Origin of the sequence: Aquibium sp. ELW1220 (genome assembly GCF_030398385.1) — a bacterium.
GTDB lineage: Bacteria > Pseudomonadota > Alphaproteobacteria > Rhizobiales > Rhizobiaceae > Aquibium.
This window is the reverse complement of the sequence record NZ_JAOAOQ010000017.1, coordinates 91,701-113,222: the sequence shown is the minus strand read 5'-3', so window position 1 is coordinate 113,222 and position 21,522 is coordinate 91,701. Positions and strand designations below refer to the sequence as shown.

The window sequence follows — 21,522 nt, the reverse complement described above, 5'->3', positions numbered from 1 at the left end:
TTGAAAGAGCTTCACGATATCCGGCGCAATCTCAAGGCAGCAGAATGCTCGTTCCGGTGGTCTTTCGGCCCTCGAGGTCGGCATGGGCCTGAGCCGCATCCTTCAGCGCATAGCGCTGGTTCACCTCGACCGTCACGATGCCCTTGCCGACGACGTCGAACAGCGCGTTGGCGCAGTCATCGAGGTCGGCGCGGGTGGCGACATAGGAAAACAGCGTCGGCCGCGTGGCGTAGAGCGAGCCCTTCTGCGACAGGATGCCGAGGTTGACGGGCGGGATCGGCCCCGACGACTGGCCGAACGAGACGAACATTCCGCGCGGCCGCAGGCAATCGAGCGAGGCCGGAAAAGTGTCCTTGCCGACGGAGTCGTAGACGACGTCGCACATCTTTCCGCCGGTGATCTCCTTCACCTCCGCCACGAAGTCCCTGGAGGAATAGTCGATCACATGGTCGTAGCCATGCGCCTTCGCCAGCGCGATCTTGTCGGCGTTGCTCGCCGTGCCGATGACCGTGGCGCCGAGGTGCTTCGCCCACTGACCGACCAGCAGGCCGACGCCGCCGGCTGCCGCGTGATAAAGGATCGTGTCGCCCGGCTTCACCGCAAAGGTGCGGCGCAGCAGGTATTCGGCGGTCATGCCCTTCAGCATCATGCCGGCGGCCTGCTCGTCGGACACCGTGTCCAGAAGCTTGACCAGCGTCGCCACGGGCATCACCCGCGCCTCGCAATAGGCGCCGATGGGGCTGGCATAGGCCACGCGGTCGCCTTCTTTCAGCCAGTCGACACCAGGCCCCACCGCCTCGATCACGCCCGCCGCCTCGTTGCCCGCCGTCAGCGGCAGGCCCTTCGGCGCGGGATAGAGGCCGGTGCGGAAATAGGTGTCGAGATAGTTCACGCCGATGGCCGTGTGGCGCACCAGCGCCTCGCCCGCGCCGGGCGTGCCGATGTCGACGTCCTCGTAGGTCAGGACCTCGGGGCCACCATGCGCATGGATCCGCACCGCTTTCGGCATATTATGAACTCCTCGCACCAAGTTTCGGAAACAGTTGCATGATTCCGCCGATCACGAACAGATAGAGCCCCGTGACGGCAATGGCGATCCTGACCCAGGCCGACGCCTCCATGCCCTGGACCAGCGCAACGACGGCCAGCCCGCACCAGACGAAGAAGACCGGCAGGTTGAGACCACGCAGGCGATGGACGCGCACGGGATGCAGGAAATTGATCGGCAGGAAGGTGAGGATGCCGGCGAAGACGACGACGGCGAACGACACCCATTCGCCCGGCTCGATGACGAAGAGCGTGAACACCACCATGTTCCACACGACCGGGAACCCCTTGAAGAAGTTCTCCTTCGTCTTCATGCCGGTGTCGGCATAGTAGATGGCGCTCGACACTACGATGATGGCCGCCGACAGGAACGACAGCCCCTCCCCCATGAAGCCGCGCTGGTAGAGCGCGAAGGCGGGGATGAGGACGTAGGTGACGTAGTCGATGATGTTGTCGAGCATGTCGCCCGACCAGGTCGGCAGCACCGTCTTGACCTGCAGCTTGCGGGCGATCGGGCCGTCGATGCCGTCGACGAAGAGGGCAAGGCCCAGCCACCAGAACATCGCCGTCCAGCGCTGCTCACTCGCCGCCACGAGGGACAGGAAGGCGAGGAACGAGCCCGAGGCGGTGAGGAGATGCACGGAGAAGGCACGCGCCTGCGGCCACGTCACCTTCTTGCGGTTCAGCGGCAGCCGTTCGGCGATCTTCCGGCCGATGACGTTCTTGTTCAGTTTCAAGGTCCGCGCCAGTCCAGCTTGCAGATTTCGGCCGAGCGGCCATCGAAATTCCAGTCGCGGCCGAAGGCGCGCATCCGGCTCCGCTCGGCGCGGGCAACGGTGACGTCCGGGCCGACCCAGTAGTCGACGTTCGAAATGACGGTATCGTTCACGCCGTCCCTGCCGGGGATCGGCGCAATCGCGCCGTCGATGATGTTTCCGATCCGGACGATGCGTGTCCTGCCTTCCGTTTCGTAGACCATCGCTGCCCGCTCAACTCCGACGAAGCGGCCGACCAGATAGGACAGCATCGCCGTCGTGCCGCCCGCGCGGCCGGTGAAGATCTTCTGGAGCGCCTTGGTGGCATAGATGGAGGAGCGCCTGTCGACGAAAAGACCCGTCGTCCAGTTTCCGCGGCTCATGGGGCCGGGACTGTCCATGACGAAGCCGGCATGGAGGCCCGAGAGGTCGATATCGCCGTAATGTCCCGAATCGATGCGCAGGCCCGCCCACTTCTGGCAGGCACCTTCCGACGAGATCTGGCTGCCGAGGGAGAGGACGCTGGGGCAGAAGACGGCGCAATTGCAGGAGAGCACGATCTCTCCCTTCATCGTCCAGCTTTCCGTCGCCATGCGCACCCTCCTCCCCTGACGAGGCCAAAGGGACACTACAGGCAGCCTTGCCGCCCACACAAGCCGTATCCCGCCAGCCGTCCGGGAGACCACAGCCGATTGAAGCCGCTTCTCCACGACCGCAGCGGAAAACGCAAGGAGCACGAAAGCGCGTCGTCCACCCACCGCGGGTCCGGTCATGCGTCAGGCTGGCGCATTCCGGTGCGTTGATTGGCGGCCGCCGGCTGCCATATACGGTGCATGGCCACATCGCCATCCGCCGCAGACAGGAGCGCAGAGACATGGGCACTGACGATTCGATCGGCACAGCCGAGAGCGTGGACGTCATCGTCGCCGGCGCGGGGCCGGCGGGACTGATCGCGGCGCTGGCCTTCGCGCAGGCGGGCTTCGAGGTCCGGCTGGTCGGCCCGGAAGCGGGAGCCCAGGACCGGCGGACCACGGCGCTCATGGCGCCCTCGATGGCGTTCCTCGACCGGCTCGGCGTGCGCGACGCGGTCGTCGGCGAAGCCGCACCGCTGCGCACCATGCGCATCGTCGACGTGACGAAGCGGCTCGTGCGTGCCGGCCCCGTCTCCTTCCACGCCTCCGAGATCGGCGAGGACGCCTTCGGCTGGAACGTTCCCAACGCCGTGCTGGCGCGCGAACTGCAGTCCGCCGTGGCGACACATCCGTCGATCGGCTGGACGAAAGCCGTCATCGACGACTGGCAGGTCGACGCCGATGCGGTGACCGCCCGTCCCGATGGTGCCGCGCCGGTGTCTGCCCGTCTCGCCGTCGCCGCCGACGGGCGCAATTCGCCGGCGCGCGAGGCCGCCGGCATCCGCGTGCTGCGCCACGCCTACGACCAGGCCGCGCTGGTCTTCAATTTCGCCCACACGCGCGAGCACGGCTTCGTATCGACCGAGTTTCACACCGAAACCGGACCGTTCACACAGGTGCCGCTGCCGGGCCGGCGGTCGAGCCTGGTCTGGGTGCTGCGGCCGGAGCGAGCGGAGGAACTGGCTGCGCTCTCCGACGAGGATCTCTCCGTCCTGGTCGAAGAGCGGATGCAGTCGGCGCTGGGCAAGGTGACGGTGGAGCCGGGCCGGCAGGTCTATCCGCTGTCGGCGGCGATGCCGGTGAGCTTTGCCCGCGACCGGATCGCGCTCGTCGGCGAGGCGGCGCACGTCTTTCCGCCGATCGGCGCGCAGGGACTGAACCTCGGCATCCGCGACGTCCGCGACCTCGTCGAGATCGCCGGCCGCCATGCCGCCGATCCCGGCGCGCCGGCGGCCCTCGACGCCTATTCGCGGCGCCGTCGCCCCGACATCGTCGCGCGCACCGGCGCCGTGCACGCGCTCAACCGCTCGCTTTTGTCCGACATGCTGCCCGCCCAGCTGGCGCGGATGGCCGGGCTCGGCCTCCTTGGCACGTTCTCGCCGCTGCGCGCCTTCTTCATGCGCGAGGGGCTGGAGCCGGGCAGCGGCTTCTCCTCGATCTTCTCAGGCGCCCGGAAACAGGTCGGGCGGTAAGAGGCCGCTCTTGATCAGGTAGAGCAGCCCGGTGACGGTGAAGACGGACAGCACCGTGGTGATCAGCACGCTGGCAGAGGCGCGTTCGACCCAGACGCCATATTGCTGGGCGATGACGAAGACGTTGGTTGCCGTCGGCAGGCCGGCGAGCAGCACCGCGGTATAGACCCAGACAGGATCGAAGTCGCCGACGACGCTCAGCATCACCCAGCAGACGATCGGATGCAGCACGAGCTTGATGCCGGCGATGGGCGCCATGGCCGTGGGCACCCGCTTCAGCGGCCTGAGCGCCAGCGTCACGCCCATGGCGAAGAGCGCGCACGGCGCTGCCGCACGGGCCAGCATCTCCAGCAGCCGCGTGATCGGCTCCGGCGGCGTGAAATGGAGCGCGGCGGCAGAGACGCCGACCACCGTGGCGATGATGAAGGGGTGCAGCGCGATCTTGCGTGCCACCTCCAGCACCAGCGCGCCCGGCGAGCGCCGGTCGCCGCCCGACAGCGCCATCATCATCGGCGCGATGGCGAAGTGCATGATGTTCTCGAAGCAGAAGATCAGCGCCACCGGCACCGCCGCGTCCTCGCCGAAGGCCAGCAGCGCGATGCCCGGCCCCATGTAGCCGATATTGCCATAGGCGGCGGCAAGCCCTTTGATGGTGCTTTCGGCGATCTCGCCGCGCGACAGCACGGCCGAGCCGGCAAACATCAGCGCGAACATGACGTAGGTCGAAAAGACGGTGCCGAAGATGTAGCCCCATTCGGTCAGGCGCTCGATCGGCGTGCGCGACAGGAGCTGGAAGAACAGCGCCGGCAGCGCGACGTAGATGATGAAGACGTTCATCCAGCCCAGCGCCTCCAGCGGCTGGCGCACCAGCCGGGCGACGACGAAGCCGAGGAAGATCAGCCCGAAGAACGGCAGGACGAGGCCGAGGATCTCCGCCAATTTCTTTCCCTCCATCCCTTCGGTCGAGCGAGGCGCTACCGGCTGGCGGACAGACCGTCAAGCGCGGAGACTCTTGAATTGTCGTTCAGGTTGCGCCACTTATCGCAAAGGGTGTGACAATGAAAACAATTCGCGAAGCCAAATTCCAGATCGGCCAGGTGGTCTGCCACCGGCTGTTCCCGTTCCGCGGCGTCATCTTCGACGTCGATCCGGAATTCGCCAACACCGAGGAATGGTACCAGGCCATTCCCGAGCAGGTCCGGCCGCGCAAGGATCAGCCCTTCTACCACCTCCTGGCCGAGAACGCCGAGAGCGAGTACGTCGCCTATGTCTCCGAGCAGAACCTCCTGCCGGACGAGACGGGCGAGCCGGTGCGCCATCCGCAGATCGCCGAGTTCTTCGTCACCACGCCCGACGGCCGCTACGAGCCCAAGCCGACCGTGATGAACTGACGGCGACGCGGCCGGATCCGACCGGCCGCTACGAGACCAGTTCCACCTCCACCACCCCGGGCAGGCCGCGCATGGCGGACGCGATCTGCGGCGAGATGCGGTAGCGCTCCGGCAGTTCGATCTCGACCTCGCCCTTGCCGCCGTCCTTGATCACCACCAGACTCACCTGCCCCTCGCCGCGCTGCGACAGGCGGGTGGCCACCGCCTCGAGCGGAGTGGCGTCGCGCAGGTAGACGCGCAGCGCCTGCTTGATCCGGCTCGCCTCCTCCTCCAGCGACTGGACGGTCTGGATGCGCAGATTGACGCCTTCCGGCCGATCTTCCGCCTGCACCGTGATCACCACCGAACGGCCCGGCTCCAGCATGTCGCGGTACTGCGCCAGCGTTTCGGAAAACATCACCGCCTCGAACTGTCCCGACGTGTCGGAGAACACGACGACGCCCATCTTGTTGCCGGTGCGCGTCTTGCGCTCCTGCTTGGAGGCGACGGTTCCCGCCAGCCGGCCGGCGGTTGCGCCGCGCTTCACGGCAATCGAGAAATCGGCCCAGTTCTGGACGCGCAGGCGCTCCAGCACGGTCTTGTATTCGTCGAGCGGGTGGGCCGACAGGTAGAAGCCGACCGCTGCGAACTCTCGGTGCAGCCGGTCGGCCGATTCCCACGGGGCGATCGATGGCAGGCGCAGCCTCTCGCGCGGACCGGCGAGCGCCATGCCGAAGATGTCGTGCTGGCCGGACTGCGCGTCCTCGGCGGCGCGGTGCGCCAGTCCCATCATAAGTTCGACGCCGGCGAAGAGTTCGGCCCGCTCGCGCTGGAAGCAGTCGAGCGCGCCCGCCTGGATCAGGCTTTCCAGCACGCGCTTGCCGACGATGCGCGGGTCGATGCGCTCGCAGAAATCCTCGAGGCTCTCGAACTGCTTTTCCTTGCGCTTCTCGACGATGTGGTCGACCGCCGCCTCGCCCACGCCCTTGATGGCGGCGAGCGCGTAGTAGATGCGGTTCTCGCCCACCTCGAACGGCCGGAACGACGATTTCACCGATGGCGGCTGCACCTCGATGCCGAGCCTGAGCGCGTCCTGGCGGAAGTCGGCCAGCTTGTCGGTGTTGTTCATGTCGAGTGTCATCGACGCGGCCAGGAACTCGACCGGGTAATGCGCCTTCATGTAGGCCGTCTGGTAGGAGACGATGGCATAGGCGGCGGCGTGCGACTTGTTGAAGCCGTAGTCGGCGAACTTCGCCAGAAGGTCGAAGATGAAGTCGGACTGCTGCTTGGAGACCCCGCGCTCCACCGCACCCTCGACGAAGCGGACGCGCTGCTTGTCCATCTCGGCGCGGATCTTCTTGCCCATGGCGCGGCGCAGCAGGTCGGCTTCGCCGAGCGAATAGCCCGACAGTTCCTGCGCGATCTGCATCACCTGCTCCTGGTAGACGATGACGCCCTGCGTCTCCTTCACCAGGTGGTCGATCTTGGGATGGATCGAGGCGATCTCCTCCTCGCCATGCTTGCGGGCATTGTAGGTCGGGATATTCTCCATCGGGCCCGGCCGATAGAGCGCGACCAGCGCGATGATGTCCTCGATGCGGTCCGGCTTCATGCCGATCAGCGCCTTGCGCATGCCCGCCGATTCCACCTGGAACACGCCGACCACCTCGCCGCGCGAGAGCATCGAATAGGTCTTCTCGTCGTCGAGCGGCAGCTTCGCCAGATCGATCGCGATGCCGCGGCGAGCCACCAGCTTCACCGCCTTGTCGAGCACGGTCAGCGTCTTGAGGCCGAGAAAGTCGAACTTGACGAGGCCGGCGTCCTCGACCTTCTTCATGTTGAACTGCGTCACCGGCATGTCCGAGCGCGGGTCGCGGTACATCGGCACCAGTTCCGACAGCGGCCGGTCGCCGATGACGATACCGGCGGCGTGCGTGGACGCGTGGCGGTAGAGCCCCTCGAGCTTCTGGGCGATGTCGAGAAGCTGCTCGACGATCGGCTCCTTCTCGACCTCCTCCTGGAAGCGCGGCTCGGCGGCGATGGCGTCGGCGAGCTTGACGGGGTTGGCGGGGTTGGCCGGCACCATCTTGCAGAGCCGGTCGACCTGGCCGTAGGGCATCTGCAGCACGCGGCCGACGTCGCGCAGCACCGCGCGGGCCTGCAGCGTGCCGAAGGTGATGATCTGCGCCACCTGGTCGCGCCCGTAGCGCTCCTGCACGTAGCGGATCACCTCGTCGCGGCGGTCCTGACAGAAGTCGATGTCGAAGTCGGGCATCGACACGCGGTCGGGGTTGAGGAAGCGCTCGAACAGCAGCGAGAAGCGCAGCGGGTCGACGTCGGTGATGGTGAGCGCATAGGCGACGAGCGAGCCTGCGCCCGAGCCGCGACCGGGCCCGACGGGAATGTCGTGCGCCTTGGCCCATTTGATGAAGTCGGCCACGATCAGGAAGTAGCCGGGATACTTCATCCGGTCGATGATGCCGAGCTCGTATTCGAGCCGCTCGGCATATTGCTCCTGCGTGTAGCCCTCCGACAGTCCGATGGTGGCCAGCCGCATGGCGAGGCCCTCGCGCGCCTGTCGTTTCAGCTCCTCCGTCTCCTCGCGCTCGGCCGCCTGCGGGTCGTCGCTGGAGCCGGTGGTGAAGCGCGGCAGGATCGGGGCGCGGTTCTTCGGATAGTAGGAACAGCGCATGGCGATCTCGACCGTATGGTCGATCGCTTCCGGCAGGTCGGCAAACAGCGCCGTCATCTCGGCCTGGGTGCGCAGGTGATTGTCCGGCGTCAGCCGGCGGCGGTTGTCGTCGCCGATGACGGTGCCCTCGGCGATCGCGATCAGCGCGTCATGCGCCTCGTAGTCCTCGCGGCCGGGGAAGAAGGCCTCGTTGGTGGCCACCAGCGGCAGGTCGTGCCGGTAGGCGAGCTCGATCGCGGCCGCCTCGACGTGCCGGTCGTAGCCGCGCGGGCGCTGCAGTTCGACGTACAGCCGGTCGTCGTAGATGCGGGCGAGCTTGAGCAGGCGCTCCTCCGCCAGCGCGGCGCGCTCGGCCTTCAGCGGCCGGCCAATCGGGCCGCCCTCGCCGCCGGTCAGGCAGATGACGCCTTCGGCGAGTTCGGCCATCCAGTTTTCGCGGATATGCGGCCCCTCGCCCGCCGCCGTCTCCAGATAGGCGCGGCTCACGAGCCGCACGAGATTGGCGTAGCCTGCCTCGGTCGCGGCGATCAGAACCACCGCAGCCCGCTCGCGGCCGCCATTGCCGCGCCCGCCGGTGCGGGTCGACTGCGGCTGTTCGCCCTCGAAGACCACCTCCAGCTGGCAGGCGATGATCGGCTGGACGCCGTCCTTGGTCGCGTATTGCGCGAATTCCAGCGCGCCGAACAGGTTCGACGTGTCTGCAACCGCGATGGCCGGCGCGCCGTCCTTGACCGCGTGCGCGACGATCTTCTTGAGCGGCAGCGCGCCTTCCAGCAGCGAATAGGCGGAATGGACGCGCAGATGGACGAAGGTCCGCACGGCTGCCGGAACCGGCGCCCTTGCGGCGGCGGCCTCGCGCTTGAGCGGGTCGCGGGGGGGACGATCAGCCATGATGTGTTCTGTCCGGTCTTCGAGTCGCCCACCATTGTCCGCGCTCGACGGCGTCGCGTCCACCGCCGAAACGGTCGATCGGCCCCAGGCCGGTCCAGTGTTGTGGAAAACGGATGCAGGCCGGGCGGCCGGCGGTCAGATGGCCGAGACGGCCCAGTTGACCAGCGAGGCGGTCGCGTCGGCGAAGGCGCGGTCGAGCGCAGCCACGAAGGCGTCGTTGCCCGTGCCGACGACCGGAGCCGTCGCCTCGAAGCCGCGCGAGGCGCGAACCACGCCGTTGCGGTCGTTCAGGATGCGGACGAAGAACTCGACATGTGCGGTCTGGCCGCCCGTGGCTCGGATCTCGAAGGCGCGGATGTCGAGGGAAATCTGGTAGTCGATCGCCAGGCCGTCGCCGGGACGTCCGACGCCGCCGAACTTACCGGACTTCTGGAACGCCTCGGCGAGCCGCGCCTGCACGACCTTCGGCAGCCGGTCGCCCCACTGCGCGCCGCCGAGGAACTCGATCGAGGAAGGCGTCGGCTTGACGACGATGTTCTGGCCGTCGAGCGATTTCAGCGCGGTGGGCTCGGAGATCAGGATCTGTCGGCGGGAATTGGCCCGGCCGACCGCGGCGAAGGTGGGCGTGGTCAGTTCGTAGGTGTCGAGCGCGGCGGGGCCGCCGCCCGGAAGCGCCGCGCAACCCGAAACGAGGGCCGCCAGGCCCAGCATCACTCCAAATACACGTCCGCTGTTCACACTCAGGTTCCCGATACGCCCTCGACGGGGCGAGCGCGGACGCTCCACCCAGAGGTCTGTCTTGCGGTGATCGGGTGGCAAAGTCAACGGCGCACCCGCCCGTCATACTCGCGCACGGCGCCTTCGCCGCCGGTGATGATGCGCTGCGGATTGCGCTCGAAGGAGGTGATGGCCTCCTCGATCCGGTTGATGGAGCGGCGGCTGTCCTGGATCAGCGCCTCGGCGTCGCGCAGGCCGTTGCCGCTGAAGCGCGAGAAATTGTCGAGGATCACGCCGAGGCGCGCGTTGAGCGTGTCGGCGACGGACCGGAAGGACTTGAAGGTGGCCGAGGCATCGGCGAACAGCCCTTCCGCCTCGCCGGAGCCGAGCAGATCGTCGACCTTGACCAGCACGCCGTCGACCCGCGTCGAGGCCTGCCGGAGGTTCTCCGCCATTGCCCTGGCGTCGGAGATGATCGCGTCGACGTCCTCGGTCCGCGCCGAGATCGTGTCGGTGAAGGCGGCGACGTCGCCGGCGGCCTTGCGGGCGTCCGCGGCCGCGCCCGAAAAATCGCCGATCGCCTTGTTGACCGCCTCGGCGTCGATTTCGGCAAGGATCGTGTCGACCTTCTTCAGCACGCCGTCGACCCGCGTCGATGCCTGGGCGAAGTCGTCGGTGATGCTGCGTGCGTTGCTGATGATCTGCTCGATGTCCTCGCCGCGCGCGCTGAAGCGCCCGGTCAGGGCGGAGACGTCGCCGGCTGCCTTGCGCGCGTCGGTCGCCGCACCCTCGATGGAGGTCAGCGCACTCTCGACCTTCGCCGGGTCGACGCTGGCGAGAATCTCGTCGGCGCGGGCGAGTGTGCCCGAGGCTCCATCGGCCAGTCTGGTGATGGATCCCGCGGCCTGGTCGATGCCACCCTTCGCACTGTCGAGCACCCCGTCCACCTTGGTCAGCGTGCCGGACGCCTGCGTCGACAGCCGATCGAGCGAGGCGACGGCCGTACCGACGCCGGTCTTGACCTCGTCGAGAATGCCATCGACCCGGCCAAGCGTGCCGTTGGCATTGTCGGCGAAGGTCCGGACCGAATCGGAGGTCTGCTCGACATTGGCCACGATCCGGTCGATGTCGGCGGATGCGGTCCGCAGCGTTTCGGTGAAGGTCTCGACGTTGCCGACGATGTTGGCGACCTTGTCCTGGTCGACCGCCCGGATCAGGTCCTCGGCGGCGGCGAGCGTCGAATCGAGCCGCCCGGAGACGGTGCCGAGCGTCTTCGACAGCTCGCTGAAATTGGCGAGGAAGTCGTTGACGCCCGCGGCATTGCTGCTCAATGACTGTGAGAAGGTCTCGACGTTCCGGACCGTGCTCGTGAGAGGCTCGCGGACGTCGGCGACGAAGCCCTCGAAAGTAGCCACCGCCCGTTCGGCGCGCGAGAAGATGTCCTGCGCCGTCTGAAGGAGGTCCGTCACCGCCGACGGGTTGGCAGAGATCTCCGCGACCGTGCCCGCTTCCTCGGCCTGCTTGAGCAGGTTGGTCTCGGCCGGGTCGCCGCCCTTGAGCTCGATGTTGGCCTGCCCCGTCAGGCCGGCGATGCCGATGTCGGCGCGGGTCGACTGGGTGATGGGCGTGAGGCGGTCGACCTTGGCGTCGGCGATGGCCGCTTTGGGATTGTTGATGTCGATGTAGACACGCTGGACGTCGCCGACCTTCACGCCATTGAACAGGACCGCGCTGCCGCGCCCCAGTCCCGCGGCCGATCCGGGGATGCGGATGCGCAGCGTGGCGGTCTCAGTGGTGTTGTCGACGCCGTAGGCCCAGTAGAGGGACGCGAAGGTGGTCAGCAACGCCAGAACGACGAAGAGGCCGACGGCGACATAATTGGCTTTCGTGTCCATCAGCGAATGGCTCCGGCCGACGCGTTGTTTTTCAGTGTGGCGGGATCGATCTGCCGAGCTCTCTTGCCGCGGAAGTAGGATTTCACCCAGGGCTCTTCGACGGTCAGCATATAGCTGATCGAGCCTTCGACGAGGACCTTCTTCTGGCCGAGAACAGCAACCCGGTCGCAAACCGAGAACAGGCTGTCAAGGTCATGGGTGACCATGTAGACGGTCAGCCCCATCGTGTCCCGCAGCTTGGCGACCAGTTCGTCGAACTCGGCTGCGCCGATCGGGTCGAGGCCCGAGGTCGGCTCGTCGAGGAAGACGATGGCGGGATCGAGCGCCAGCGCACGGGCGAGCGCTGCACGCTTGATCATGCCGCCCGACAGCTGCGAGGGAAACTTGTTCGCTGCGTTGGCGGGCAGACCCACCAGTTCGATCTTCAGCCGGGCGAGCTCGTCCATCAGCTTCCTCGGCAGGTCGAGATACTCGCGCATCGGCACCTGCACGTTCTCCAGCACCGACAGGCCCGAAAACAGCGCACCGTGCTGGAACAGCATGCCGAGCCTCATGTCGATGTCGATGCGCTGGGCATCGCTCAGCTTGTCGATGTCGTTCCCGAACAGCTTGATCGTGCCGCTCTGCTTGCGGTTGAGGCCGAGCACGGTGCGCAGCAGCACCGACTTGCCAGCGCCCGAAGCGCCGACGAAGCCGAGGATTTCGCCGCGGTAGACGTCGAGCGAAAGCTTGTCGAGGACGACCTGCTCGCCGAACGCGACGCTGACGTCGCGCACGGAGAGAATGACGTCGTCCGACCCGTCGCCGCGTCCCTCGCTGGCCGCCGAAGTCGCCATCAATGCCCAGGCCCACCCTTCACCATTCAGAAGTCGATCGCCGCATAGAAGATGGCGAACAACCCGTCGACCACGATCACCACGAAGATGGACTTGACCACCGACGAGGTTACCTGCCGGCCGAGCGACTCCGCACTCCCGCCGACCTTCATGCCCTCGACGGAAGCAATCAGTCCTATGATCAAGCCCATGATTGGGGCCTTGAAAAGGCCGGACAGCAAACTCGATTCATCGATGGCCGCGGTCATCCGGTCGAAGAAGGCATCCGGCGTGATTCCGGAATAGACCCAGGCGATGGCCATGGCGCCTGCGATGGCGGCGATGTTGGCGATGATCGTCAGCAGCGGCATGATGATGGCGAGCGCCACCAGGCGCGGGAAAACCAGCACGCCGATCGGGTTGAGCCCGATGACGGTCAGCGCATCCACCTCCTCGCGCATCTTCATCGAGCCGATCTCGGCGGTGATGGCGCTGCCGGAGCGGCCGGCGATCATGATCGCCGTCAAAAGCACGCCCATCTCGCGCAGCACGAGGATGCCGACGAGGTCGACGACGAAGATCTCGGCGCCGAAATAGCGCAGCTGGAAGGCGCCCTGCTGGGCGACGATGGCGCCGACGATGGTCGACATCAGCACCACCACCGGGATGGCGCCGATGCCCATCCGGTCGATCTGGGTGGTCAGCGGCGCGAGGTTGATCCTGCGGCCGCGGCGGCGCTTGCTGCCGCTCAGCGTGGCGCCGAGGATGTGCATGGCCAGCAGGAACTCGCCCCAGGCGTTGACCACCGAGCGGCCGATCGCTTCCAGGAACGGAACGATGCCGAAGGCGCGCGCTTCGGCCGGAGGCACCTCCTGAAGCGCCGCATCCTCGACGGCCGCCAGCAGCACGTCGAAGGCCTCGCGCTCGCCGGTCAGCTCGATCGTCGCGCCCTTGCGGCCCTGCGCCACGGCCAGGCGCTTGATCACCCAGGCGCCGGCGGTGTCCATGTCGCCGATGCCCGACAGGTCGAGGACGACGGTCCGAACGCCGGCCTGCTCTTCCAGCGCCCGCATGTCGCGGTCCACGCCGCTGATGGTGCGCGTCGTCCAGTTGCCCGAAAGCGTCACGGCAAGCCGGCCGCCTTCGGCCTTCCCCTGCGCCTGCGGGCGCGGTTCGGCCGCGATGTCGTGCGGGCTTGCATCGTCTCGGTCTTTGGTCAACATGACTGGCACTCTTAGCGGCTGCGGCACGGCGTGTCGATTTCTTGATGCGCCCGTTCGCGCTGCGCGAACGAGAAAGCCTGGGTCATGTCATTCTCCCTCCTTGTCGAAACCGAGCGGTTCCCGATCGCCGGCCGCTTCACCATCGCCCGCGGCTCCAAGACCGAGGCGGAGGTGGTGACCTGCACCCTGTCGCGGGACGGACATGCCGGACGCGGCGAATGCGTCCCCTATCGCCGCTACGGCGAGACGGTGGAGAGCGTCGTCGACGCCATCGAGGCGATGCGACGGCATATGGAAGGTGGCGTGTCGCGCGAGGATCTGCTGCAGGCCATGAGCCCGGGCGCGGCGCGCAACGCGATCGACTGCGCGCTCTGGGACATCGAGGCCAAGACCATGGGCCACAACGCGCACCAGCGCGTCTGCCGGGTGCTGCCGCGCCCTGTCGTCACCGCGCTTACGATCTCGCTCGGCGAACCGCAGGAGATGGCCGCGCAGGCGCGCGCCGCCGCGCACCGGCCGCTCCTGAAGATCAAGGTCGGATCGACCAACGATGCCGCGCGCATTCACGCGGTGGCGAGCGCGGCACCGAACAGCCGCATCATCGTCGACGCCAACGAGGGCTGGACGGAAGACAACATCCGCGAGAACCTGATGGCATCCGCGGAATTCCACGTCGCGCTGATCGAGCAGCCGCTGCCCGCCGGGCAGGACGAGATCCTGCGCCACATCCCCCACCCGGTCCCGATCTGCGCCGACGAGAGTGTCCATGTGGCCGAGGACGTCGACGCGCTGGCCGGCCTCTACGATTTCGTCAACATCAAGCTCGACAAGGCCGGCGGGCTGACGGCGGCGCTCCGGTTGCGCGACCGGGCGCGCGAAGCGGGGTTCGGCGTCATGATCGGCTGCATGGTCGGAACGTCGCTGGCGATGGCGCCGGCCGTTCTCCTCGCGCAGGACGCCGACTATGTCGACCTCGACGGGCCGCTGCTGCTTGCCCGCGACCGCAGCCCCGGCCTGACTTACACCGGCTCGATCGTTTCGCCGCCGACCGCCGACATCTGGGGCTAACGACCCCGCCGCTCCAGCCGCAGGGCAACGAGGGCGAGCGCGAAAGCGGCCGTCGCGATGACGGCCATGACGAGGAAGCCGCGGGCGCCGAGGGCGTCGAACAGCGGCCCCGAGCCCAGCGTGACGACGGCCATGCCGGTGCTGTTCGCGGCGAAGGCGATGCCCTGTGCCGCGCCCGTGCGCTCCTCGGGCACGGACTGCGCGATCATCTTCTGAAGGCCGAGCATGGCAAGGCCCGTCGACAGCCCGTGCAGGGCCTGCGTGGCCGCGAAGCCGGCGAGACCGAGACCGAGCGTCCAGACGAACGGCATGGCCGACCAGCGGATCAGGCCTGCGGCCGCCGAGACGCAGAGGATGGCGGCCGGCGAGAGATGGCCGAAATGGCGGCGGAAGAAGAAGAACACCACGACCTCGGCCACCACCATCAGCGCCCACAGCACCCCCGCCGTGTCCGCCGCGATGCCGAGGGAGCGCCAGTAGATCGAGCCGAAGGCGTAGAGATAGCCGTGGCTGGCGATCAGAAGCGCGCCGCCGACGACGATGGCGAGGAAGACCGGATCCGACAGGACGCGTCCGGCGCCCGGGAAATCCGCAGCCGAAAGCTGCGACGCCTTACGCGGGCGGCCGAGCCGCGGCGACAGCAGGCTGATCATGGCCATGCAGGCAAGGCCGCCGGTCAGGAGCGCCGGGACCAACCCCGGACCGTAGCGCTCCAGGATCGCGCCTCCCGCGAGGTTGGCCGCAAGGAACGAGATCGTGCCCCAGATCCGCATGCGCGAATAGTCGGCGCCATAGCGGCGCACGCCCGACAGCGCCAGCGAATCGGCAAGCGGCCCGTGCGGGCTCCAGACCACGATGAGGACGAGCGACATCACGAGCACGAAGGTGGCGTCGCCGGGCAGGAAATATCCGAGCGAGAAGAGCATGGCGGCCATGGCCAGCCCGATCAGCACGTTGGCCCGCTCCGGTGCCCGGTCGGCCAGCATGGTGATGAGCGGTGCGGCGACGATGCGCGCGAAGATCGGCATCGACAGGATCAGCGCCACCTCGCTGGCGGTGAAGCCGCGGTCGGCAAGCCAGAGTGGAAAATAGGGCAGATGGATGCCCATGGGCAGGAACATCGCGGCAAACAGCAGCGACATGCGCAGTTCGTAGCGCTGCGGCTTGACGGCTTGTTCGGGCGTGAGGGGCGGCAATTGCATGGCGGGGCTTTTCTGGTCACGCCGCCTGGATCGGCCCTCGGGACCGGCAGCACGACCTCCCCTAGCATGCGCATCCGGCAGCGCGAAGCGGCCGCGTGGCAGCGCGTGATTGGTGCAGCGGAAGCCGTGGCGGTGCGCGTCAGGCCGCCTCGGCCGAGGCGGGCAGGACGAGTGTGAGCGCCGGCTCCGCCGCCTCGTTCTCCGTTTCCGCTTCCGTCACCTTGGCCCAGGTCAGGATCTCGAAGCTGCCGTCGTGACGTTCCGCCACCGCCGTGCAGCTTTCCACCCAGTCGCCCGTGTTGATGTAGTGGACGTCGCCGAAGCGCTCGATGGCGGCATGGTGGATGTGCCCGCAGATGATGCCGTCGACACGCGATCGCCGCGCCTCCTCGGCCACAACCTTCTGGAACGAGCCGATGAAGTTCACCGCGTGCTTCACCTTGACCTTCGCCCAGGAGGAGAACGACCAGTAGGGCATGCCGAGCCTGCGGCGCACGACATGGACGGCCCGGTTGACGAGGATGGCGACGTCATAGGCCTTGTCGCCGAGATAGGCGAGCCAGCGGACATTGTGGACGACGGAATCGAACTGGTCGCCGTGGATGACGAGGAAGCGGCGGCCGTCGGCGGTTTCGTGGATGGTACGGTCGGCGACCACGATGCCGCCGAAATGCACGCCCTGGAAGCCGCGCAGGAACTCGTCGTGGTTGCCGGCGATGTAGATGATCTCCGCACCCTTGCGCGCCTTGCGCAGCAGCTTCTGGACGACGTCGTTGTGCGCCTGCGGCCAGTGCCAGGAGCGCCTGAGACGCCAGCCGTCGACGATGTCGCCGACCAGATAGATCTTCTCTGCCTCGTGGAAGCGCAGGAAATCGATCAGGAATTCGGCCTTGGCGGGCTTCGACCCCAGATGCACGTCGGACAGGAACAGCGTACGGAAGTGGCGTGTCGGCTCGCTTTTCATCGTCTGATCCAGGCTCCGGCTGCGCCAAGCCAAGACACGATTCATGTCACAGGCTTATGACGGTTGTGGATTCCTGCGCCCGCCGCTAGACCGTTCGCACGAACGGAGGAACCGGCAATGGATCTCGGCATCAAGGGTCGCAAGGCCATCATATGCGCCTCGAGCAGGGGGCTGGGCCGCGCTTGTGCGACCGCTCTGGCCGACGCCGGCTGCGACCTCGTGCTCAACGGCCGCGACACCGACGCCTTGGCGGCCACGGCGCAGGATCTTCGCGAGCGTTTCGGCGTGACCGTCGAGGAGGTCGCCGGCGACGTGTCGACGCCGCAGGTGCAGAAGGCGCTGCTTGTCGCCTGCCCCGCCCCCGACATCCTGGTCAACAACAATGGCGGCCCGCCGCTGAAGGACTTCCGCCAGCTCGACCGGGCCGCGATGCTCGACGGCGTCACGCAGAACATGATCACACCGATCGAGCTGATCCAAGCCGTCATCGACGGCATGGCCGAGCGCGGCTTCGGCCGTATCGTCAACATCACCTCGCTCTCGGTCTACCAGCCGATCCCCGGCCTCGACCTGTCGTCGGGCGCGCGCGCCGGCCTCACCGCCTTCCTGGCCGGCATCGCCCGCACGGTGGCCGACCGCAACGTCACCATCAATGCCATCCTGCCGGGCAAGTTCGACACCGACCGCATCCGCAAGACCGTCGTCTACGCGGCGGAGAAGTCGGGCGTCAGCCTGGAAGAGCAGACGAGAAGGACCGAGCAGGCCATCCCCGCCGGCAGGCTCGGCCGGCCGGAGGAATTCGGCCGCACCTGCGCCTTCCTGTGCTCCAGTCACGCCGGCTACATCACCGGCCAGAACGTCATCCTCGACGGCGGCCTGTTCAACTGCGCGTTCTGAAACCCATTCGAACCATCCACCGGAGGAAACCTTGAAACTCGTCAGATTCGGCCCTGCGGGCCACGAGAAGCCCGGCATCGTCGATGCCGGCGGCACCATCCGCGACGTCTCCTCCATCGTGCCGGACTTCGGCCCGGAGACGATCTCGCCTGCGCTGAAGGACAGGCTTGCCGGGATCGACCCGACGTCGCTGCCGGCCGCGCCCGAGGGTGCCCGCATCGGCGCGCCGGTCAGCCGCATCGGCCACTTCATCGCCATCGGCCTGAACTATGCCGACCACGCAGCCGAGACCGGCGCGGCCATTCCCAAGGAGCCGATCGTCTTCTCCAAGGCGCCGAGTTGCCTGTCGGGTCCGAACGATGACGTCCTTATGCCGAGGGGCTCGGTCAAACTCGACTGGGAGGTCGAACTCGCCATCGTCATCGGCGAACGCTGCGACTACGTCTCGAAGGAAGATGCGCTGTCGAAGGTGTTCGGCTACGCGCTGTGCAACGACGTGTCCGAGCGCGAGTACCAGGCCGAGCGCGGCGGCCAGTGGATCAAGGGCAAGAGCGCGCCGACCTTCGGCCCGCTCGGCCCCTGGATCGTCACCGCCGACGAGATCCCCGATCCGCAGGCGCTGTCGATGTTCCTCGACGTGAACGGCCAGCGCGCCCAGACCGGCTCGACCGCGACGATGATCTTCACCTGCGCCGAGATCGTCTCCTATCTGTCGGAGTTCATGGTGCTCGAACCCGGCGACGTCATCACCACCGGCACGCCGCCCGGCGTCGGCCTCGGCATGAAGCCGCCGCGCTTCCTCAAGGCCGGCGACACGATGCATCTCGGCGTCGAGGGACTGGGCGAGCAGCGCCAGACGGTCGTCGCGCGGTAGGCTGCGGCGGTCAGAACAGCTTCGGCGGCACGAACAGGCAGATCGTGTCGCCGTCGTCGGCTCCGGCGACGGAGCACCAGTGAAACTCGCCGTCCGGCGATGTGCGTATGCGCCCGTCGGCATAGCCGACCACTTCGCCGGTGCTCGCGATCACATACCCGTCAGGGGTTTCCGCCACCCTGGCCGCGGAAACCTGCCGGCAGTCGAAGCCCGAACAGCACGCCAGTGGATAGGACCAGCCGGACGCGGCGTCATGGGCGATTGCGCGGGAGCCGGAAGAGGGCAGCGCGGCAGAGGCAAGGAAAAGGGCCACCAGCGGCGTGACCGAACGACAATCGGGAATCATGCGTGTTCTCCAGGTCAACCTCCCGGTTTCTTCCTGTCCTGCCGGTCCCGTTCGAGCCGGTCGGCCAGCATGTCCTCTCGTCTGACCGCTAACAGGGATGGCGGTCCAAGGTTCCCTCGACCGTAACCATCCGGAGGCGGTGCCCGCCGGGCCACGCTCGACGCGCCAGTAGGCTTCAGGCTAGTCTCGGCCGGTGCCACAGCTTGGACGACCTCCCATGACCCTCCATCCGCCGAGCAAGCCTGCCTGGAACGGCCTGACCGAGACGCGGCAGACGCTGCCGTCGGACGCCTATCTTTCGGACGAGGCCTACCGCCGCGATCTCGACGCCATCTGGTACCGGCACTGGATCCATGCCTGTCGCGCGAGCGATCTCGCAGAGCCGCGCGCGTTTCGCCTCACCCGCATCGGCGACCAGGAGATTCTCCTCCTGCGGCACGAGGACGGAAGCCTGTGCGCTTTCCACAACAGCTGCCGGCATCGGGGTGCCGCGCTGAAGAGCGAGGAGTGCGGCCGCCTCGCCGGCCGGCTGATCGTCTGCCCCTACCATGCCTGGTCCTACTCGCTCGACGGGGCACTGGTCCGAACCTCCAGCAAGGTGCTTCCCGACGGCTTCGACAAGGCCGCGCACGGGCTGCATCCGGTCGCGGTCGCCGAGTGGCGCGGCTTCGTCTTCGTCAACCTGTCCGCCGCACCGGGTGCCGCCGTCGACGGCTTCGACAGCGATCCGGCAATGCTCGCCAACTGGCCGCTGGAGCGGCTGGAGCGCGGTCCCGTCTACCGCAAGGAGATCGCCTGCAACTGGAAGGTCTTCTGGGACAATTACAACGAGTGCCTGCACTGCCCGGGCGTGCATCCCGAACTCTCTGCCCTGGTGCCGATCTACGGCCGCGGCCTGATGGAACGCCGCGACGACCCCGCCTGGCAGGCGCATGCCGACGACGAGGCGCCGCAGTTCTCCGGCAGGCTGCGCAGCGGTGCCGAGACCTGGTCGGGCGACGGCAGTGCAAAGGGCCGCGCCTTCGCCGGCCTGACGGACGAGAACCGGCAGGCCGGACAGAGCTACGTCACCCACCTGCCCTCCTTCTTCGTCGTCGGCCATGTCGACTATGTCCGCAGCGTCAGCCTGCGCCCGCTCGGACCCGCGCGGACCGAACTCACCGCCGAATGGTACTTTACGCAGGAGACCAGACCCGAAACGGCCGAGGCGCTCGACAACGTGGTCGCCTTCGGCTCGCTCGTGCTCGATCAGGACGCGGCGATCTGCGAGATCAACCAGCGCGGGCTGTCGGCCCTGCCGCACCGGCACGGAACGCTGATGCCGGAGGAATACGAGATCGCCCGCTTCCACGCCTGGGTGCTGTCGCGAACGGGCTGAGCCTCACATCCGCTTCGGCAGATAGACGAAGGTAACCACCCCGCAGGCGGCCACGAAGACGCCGAGCGTGACGAAGACCGAGCCCAGGCCGAAGAAGGCCAGCGTCACCGAATAGACCAGTGGCGGCAAGAGTTCCGACAGGTCGAGATAGGTGCGGTAGACCGCCGTCATGCGCGCGCGTTCCCAGACGCGGACGCTGCGCATGAAGGCCGTCGAGCCGAGCGCGTCGAGCGCGATGCAGAAGAAGGCCGCCAGCAGCAGGAAGGCTGCGGCAGCGATCGGCGCCTCGCTGCCGGCCGTGCCGGCCGCCACCAGCATGGCGCCGGTGACGAGGAAGGCCATCGACATGACGTTGCGCGCGCCGAAGCGGCGACCGGCCCAGCCCCAGATCAGCGCCGAGAACAGCAGCGCGTTGGCGGCCGAGACGACCATGCCGCCGGCAAGCTCGCCCTGCCCCGACGTCACCATCAGGATCGGCGCGTAGACGAAGAAGGTGGTCCAGAAACAGGAGCGGCCGAAGGCGATCAGCCAGGCGAGCCTGAGCCGCGGCTGGCGCAGGAAGCGGCCGATATTGGCGAGCGGGCTCGCCGGCCGCGTGGCGCCCGGCCGGATCATCGCATTGTCGCTCAGGCGGAAGAACCAGAACAGGCAAAGCAGCAAGAGCCCGGTCGCGATCGGCACCGCCTGCGCGGCCAGGATCCCATAGTTCACGTAGAGCACGACGCCGAGCGTCGGCCCGCCGGTCCAGGCGAAGGTCGACCAGGCCATCCGCATCGATTCGGAGCGGATGAACTGCGTCTTGCGGATGTGGTCCATGATGTAGAGATTGAGGGTGATCGACAGCGCGCTGGCCCCCATCACGCGGCAGAGCATCCCGGCCATCTGGCTCCACAGCCATGGCGTCAGGAACAGCAGCGCGCCGAGGATCAGCCCGCCGACGCCCGCCGTATAAACCCAGCGCCGGGCGAATCGCTCGATCAGCAGCGGCATGAACAGCGTGACCGAGATGCCGGCGAAGGCGACGGCGGTGTAGACCAGCGACACGGCCTGTTCGTCGCGCAGGACGTCGTAGATCTGGATCGGGATGACGCTCGACACCGAGGCGCGCGCGAAAGACTCGACGGCATAGAGGATTGCGAACGTGTGCGCGCCCGGCGTCTTCAGCGCCGGAAGCCAGATCGGATGCCGGACCTGAGTCGCCATGATGTCCCGAAGTTTCGCCTGAGCGACATCTGGCAGGCGCGTCGGGCCAGCGGATGACAGGAATGCGACGCCGCCATGACG

Annotated in this window: 19 protein-coding genes; 6 read left to right on the top strand and 13 right to left on the bottom strand. The window is 67.5% G+C overall.

What is annotated here, in order from left to right:
- Window positions 1-31: 31 nt before the first annotated feature.
- The 3 genes from N1F91_RS16645 to N1F91_RS16635 are packed head-to-tail and all read right to left on the bottom strand — an operon-like array spanning window position 32 to window position 2,395.
- On the bottom strand, window positions 32-1,009 hold the full coding sequence (locus N1F91_RS16645; protein WP_289993989.1) for a quinone oxidoreductase: 978 nt from the start codon (window positions 1,007-1,009) through the stop codon (window positions 32-34).
- 1 nt (window position 1,010) lies between these two features.
- Complete coding sequence (pcsA, locus tag N1F91_RS16640) at window positions 1,011-1,778, bottom strand: phosphatidylcholine synthase (RefSeq protein ID WP_289994037.1); 768 nt, start codon at window positions 1,776-1,778, stop codon at window positions 1,011-1,013.
- A gap of 2 nt (window positions 1,779-1,780) precedes the next feature.
- Complete coding sequence (locus N1F91_RS16635; protein WP_289993988.1) at window positions 1,781-2,395, bottom strand: DUF1326 domain-containing protein; 615 nt, start codon at window positions 2,393-2,395, stop codon at window positions 1,781-1,783.
- A gap of 281 nt (window positions 2,396-2,676) precedes the next feature.
- Here N1F91_RS16635 and N1F91_RS16630 point away from each other — a divergent pair, with 281 nt between their 5' ends.
- The gene (locus N1F91_RS16630; protein ID WP_289993987.1) at window positions 2,677-3,906 is read left to right on the top strand and encodes a UbiH/UbiF family hydroxylase; all 1,230 of its coding nucleotides are present in this window, start codon (window positions 2,677-2,679) and stop codon (window positions 3,904-3,906) included.
- On the opposite strand, the gene N1F91_RS16625 is transcribed toward N1F91_RS16630, so the two are convergent.
- Window positions 3,877-4,845 carry an AEC family transporter gene (locus tag N1F91_RS16625; RefSeq protein ID WP_289993986.1) on the bottom strand — a complete coding sequence of 323 codons (969 nt, stop codon included), beginning with the start codon at window positions 4,843-4,845 and terminating at the stop codon, window positions 3,877-3,879. The two genes, N1F91_RS16630 and N1F91_RS16625, sit on opposite strands and share 30 nt — an antisense overlap.
- Window positions 4,846-4,964: 119 nt before the next feature.
- Here N1F91_RS16625 and hspQ point away from each other — a divergent pair, with 119 nt between their 5' ends.
- Complete coding sequence (gene hspQ, locus N1F91_RS16620) at window positions 4,965-5,297, top strand: heat shock protein HspQ (RefSeq protein WP_289993985.1); 333 nt, start codon at window positions 4,965-4,967, stop codon at window positions 5,295-5,297.
- 28 nt (window positions 5,298-5,325) lie between these two features.
- Here hspQ and dnaE read toward each other — a convergent pair whose 3' ends face one another.
- From dnaE to N1F91_RS16595, 5 genes are all read right to left on the bottom strand, one after another.
- Window positions 5,326-8,859, bottom strand: coding sequence for a DNA polymerase III subunit alpha (dnaE, locus tag N1F91_RS16615; protein WP_289993984.1), 3,534 nt, complete (start codon window positions 8,857-8,859; stop codon window positions 5,326-5,328).
- Between the two features lie 135 nt (window positions 8,860-8,994).
- Entirely contained in the window at window positions 8,995-9,570 is a 576-nt protein-coding gene (locus N1F91_RS16610; protein ID WP_289994036.1) for an ABC-type transport auxiliary lipoprotein family protein, read from the bottom strand.
- Between the two features lie 110 nt (window positions 9,571-9,680).
- Entirely contained in the window at window positions 9,681-11,471 is a 1,791-nt protein-coding gene (locus N1F91_RS16605; protein WP_289993983.1) for an MlaD family protein, read from the bottom strand.
- Window positions 11,471-12,307 (bottom strand): ABC transporter ATP-binding protein, encoded by an 837-nt coding sequence (locus N1F91_RS16600; protein ID WP_289993980.1) that lies wholly within the window; start codon window positions 12,305-12,307, stop codon window positions 11,471-11,473. Before N1F91_RS16600 ends, N1F91_RS16605 begins: the two co-directional genes overlap by 1 nt.
- Before the next feature lie 26 nt (window positions 12,308-12,333).
- On the bottom strand, window positions 12,334-13,509 hold the full coding sequence (locus N1F91_RS16595; protein WP_289993979.1) for an ABC transporter permease: 1,176 nt from the start codon (window positions 13,507-13,509) through the stop codon (window positions 12,334-12,336).
- Window positions 13,510-13,593: 84 nt separating this feature from the next.
- On the opposite strand from N1F91_RS16595, the gene dgcA reads away from it, so the two are divergent.
- Window positions 13,594-14,577: an N-acetyl-D-Glu racemase DgcA gene (gene dgcA, locus N1F91_RS16590; RefSeq protein WP_289993976.1), complete on the top strand. Its 984-nt coding sequence runs from the start codon at window positions 13,594-13,596 to the stop codon at window positions 14,575-14,577.
- Here dgcA and N1F91_RS16585 read toward each other — a convergent pair.
- Both N1F91_RS16585 and N1F91_RS16580 read right to left on the bottom strand, forming a co-directional pair.
- Window positions 14,574-15,779: an MFS transporter gene (locus N1F91_RS16585; protein ID WP_289993974.1), complete on the bottom strand. Its 1,206-nt coding sequence runs from the start codon at window positions 15,777-15,779 to the stop codon at window positions 14,574-14,576. The two genes, dgcA and N1F91_RS16585, sit on opposite strands and share 4 nt — an antisense overlap.
- Before the next feature lie 139 nt (window positions 15,780-15,918).
- Window positions 15,919-16,743: a UDP-2,3-diacylglucosamine diphosphatase gene (locus N1F91_RS16580; RefSeq protein WP_289993972.1), complete on the bottom strand. Its 825-nt coding sequence runs from the start codon at window positions 16,741-16,743 to the stop codon at window positions 15,919-15,921.
- A 117-nt stretch (window positions 16,744-16,860) separates the two neighbouring features.
- Between N1F91_RS16580 and N1F91_RS16575 the strand changes: the two genes are divergently transcribed.
- Both N1F91_RS16575 and N1F91_RS16570 read left to right on the top strand, forming a co-directional pair.
- Window positions 16,861-17,640 carry an SDR family oxidoreductase gene (locus N1F91_RS16575; protein WP_289993971.1) on the top strand — a complete coding sequence of 260 codons (780 nt, stop codon included), beginning with the start codon at window positions 16,861-16,863 and terminating at the stop codon, window positions 17,638-17,640.
- 31 nt (window positions 17,641-17,671) lie between these two features.
- Entirely contained in the window at window positions 17,672-18,514 is an 843-nt protein-coding gene (locus N1F91_RS16570; RefSeq protein ID WP_289993970.1) for a fumarylacetoacetate hydrolase family protein, read from the top strand.
- Window positions 18,515-18,524: 10 nt separating this feature from the next.
- Here the strand turns inward: N1F91_RS16570 and N1F91_RS16565 are convergent, their stop codons facing one another.
- Window positions 18,525-18,860, bottom strand: coding sequence for a hypothetical protein (locus N1F91_RS16565; RefSeq protein ID WP_289993969.1), 336 nt, complete (start codon window positions 18,858-18,860; stop codon window positions 18,525-18,527).
- Between the two features lie 217 nt (window positions 18,861-19,077).
- On the opposite strand from N1F91_RS16565, the gene N1F91_RS16560 reads away from it, so the two are divergent.
- Window positions 19,078-20,238, top strand: coding sequence for an aromatic ring-hydroxylating dioxygenase subunit alpha (locus N1F91_RS16560; protein WP_289993968.1), 1,161 nt, complete (start codon window positions 19,078-19,080; stop codon window positions 20,236-20,238).
- 3 nt (window positions 20,239-20,241) lie between these two features.
- Here N1F91_RS16560 and N1F91_RS16555 read toward each other — a convergent pair whose 3' ends face one another.
- On the bottom strand, window positions 20,242-21,441 hold the full coding sequence (locus N1F91_RS16555) for an MFS transporter (RefSeq protein ID WP_289993967.1): 1,200 nt from the start codon (window positions 21,439-21,441) through the stop codon (window positions 20,242-20,244).
- Window positions 21,442-21,522 lie beyond the last annotated feature (81 nt).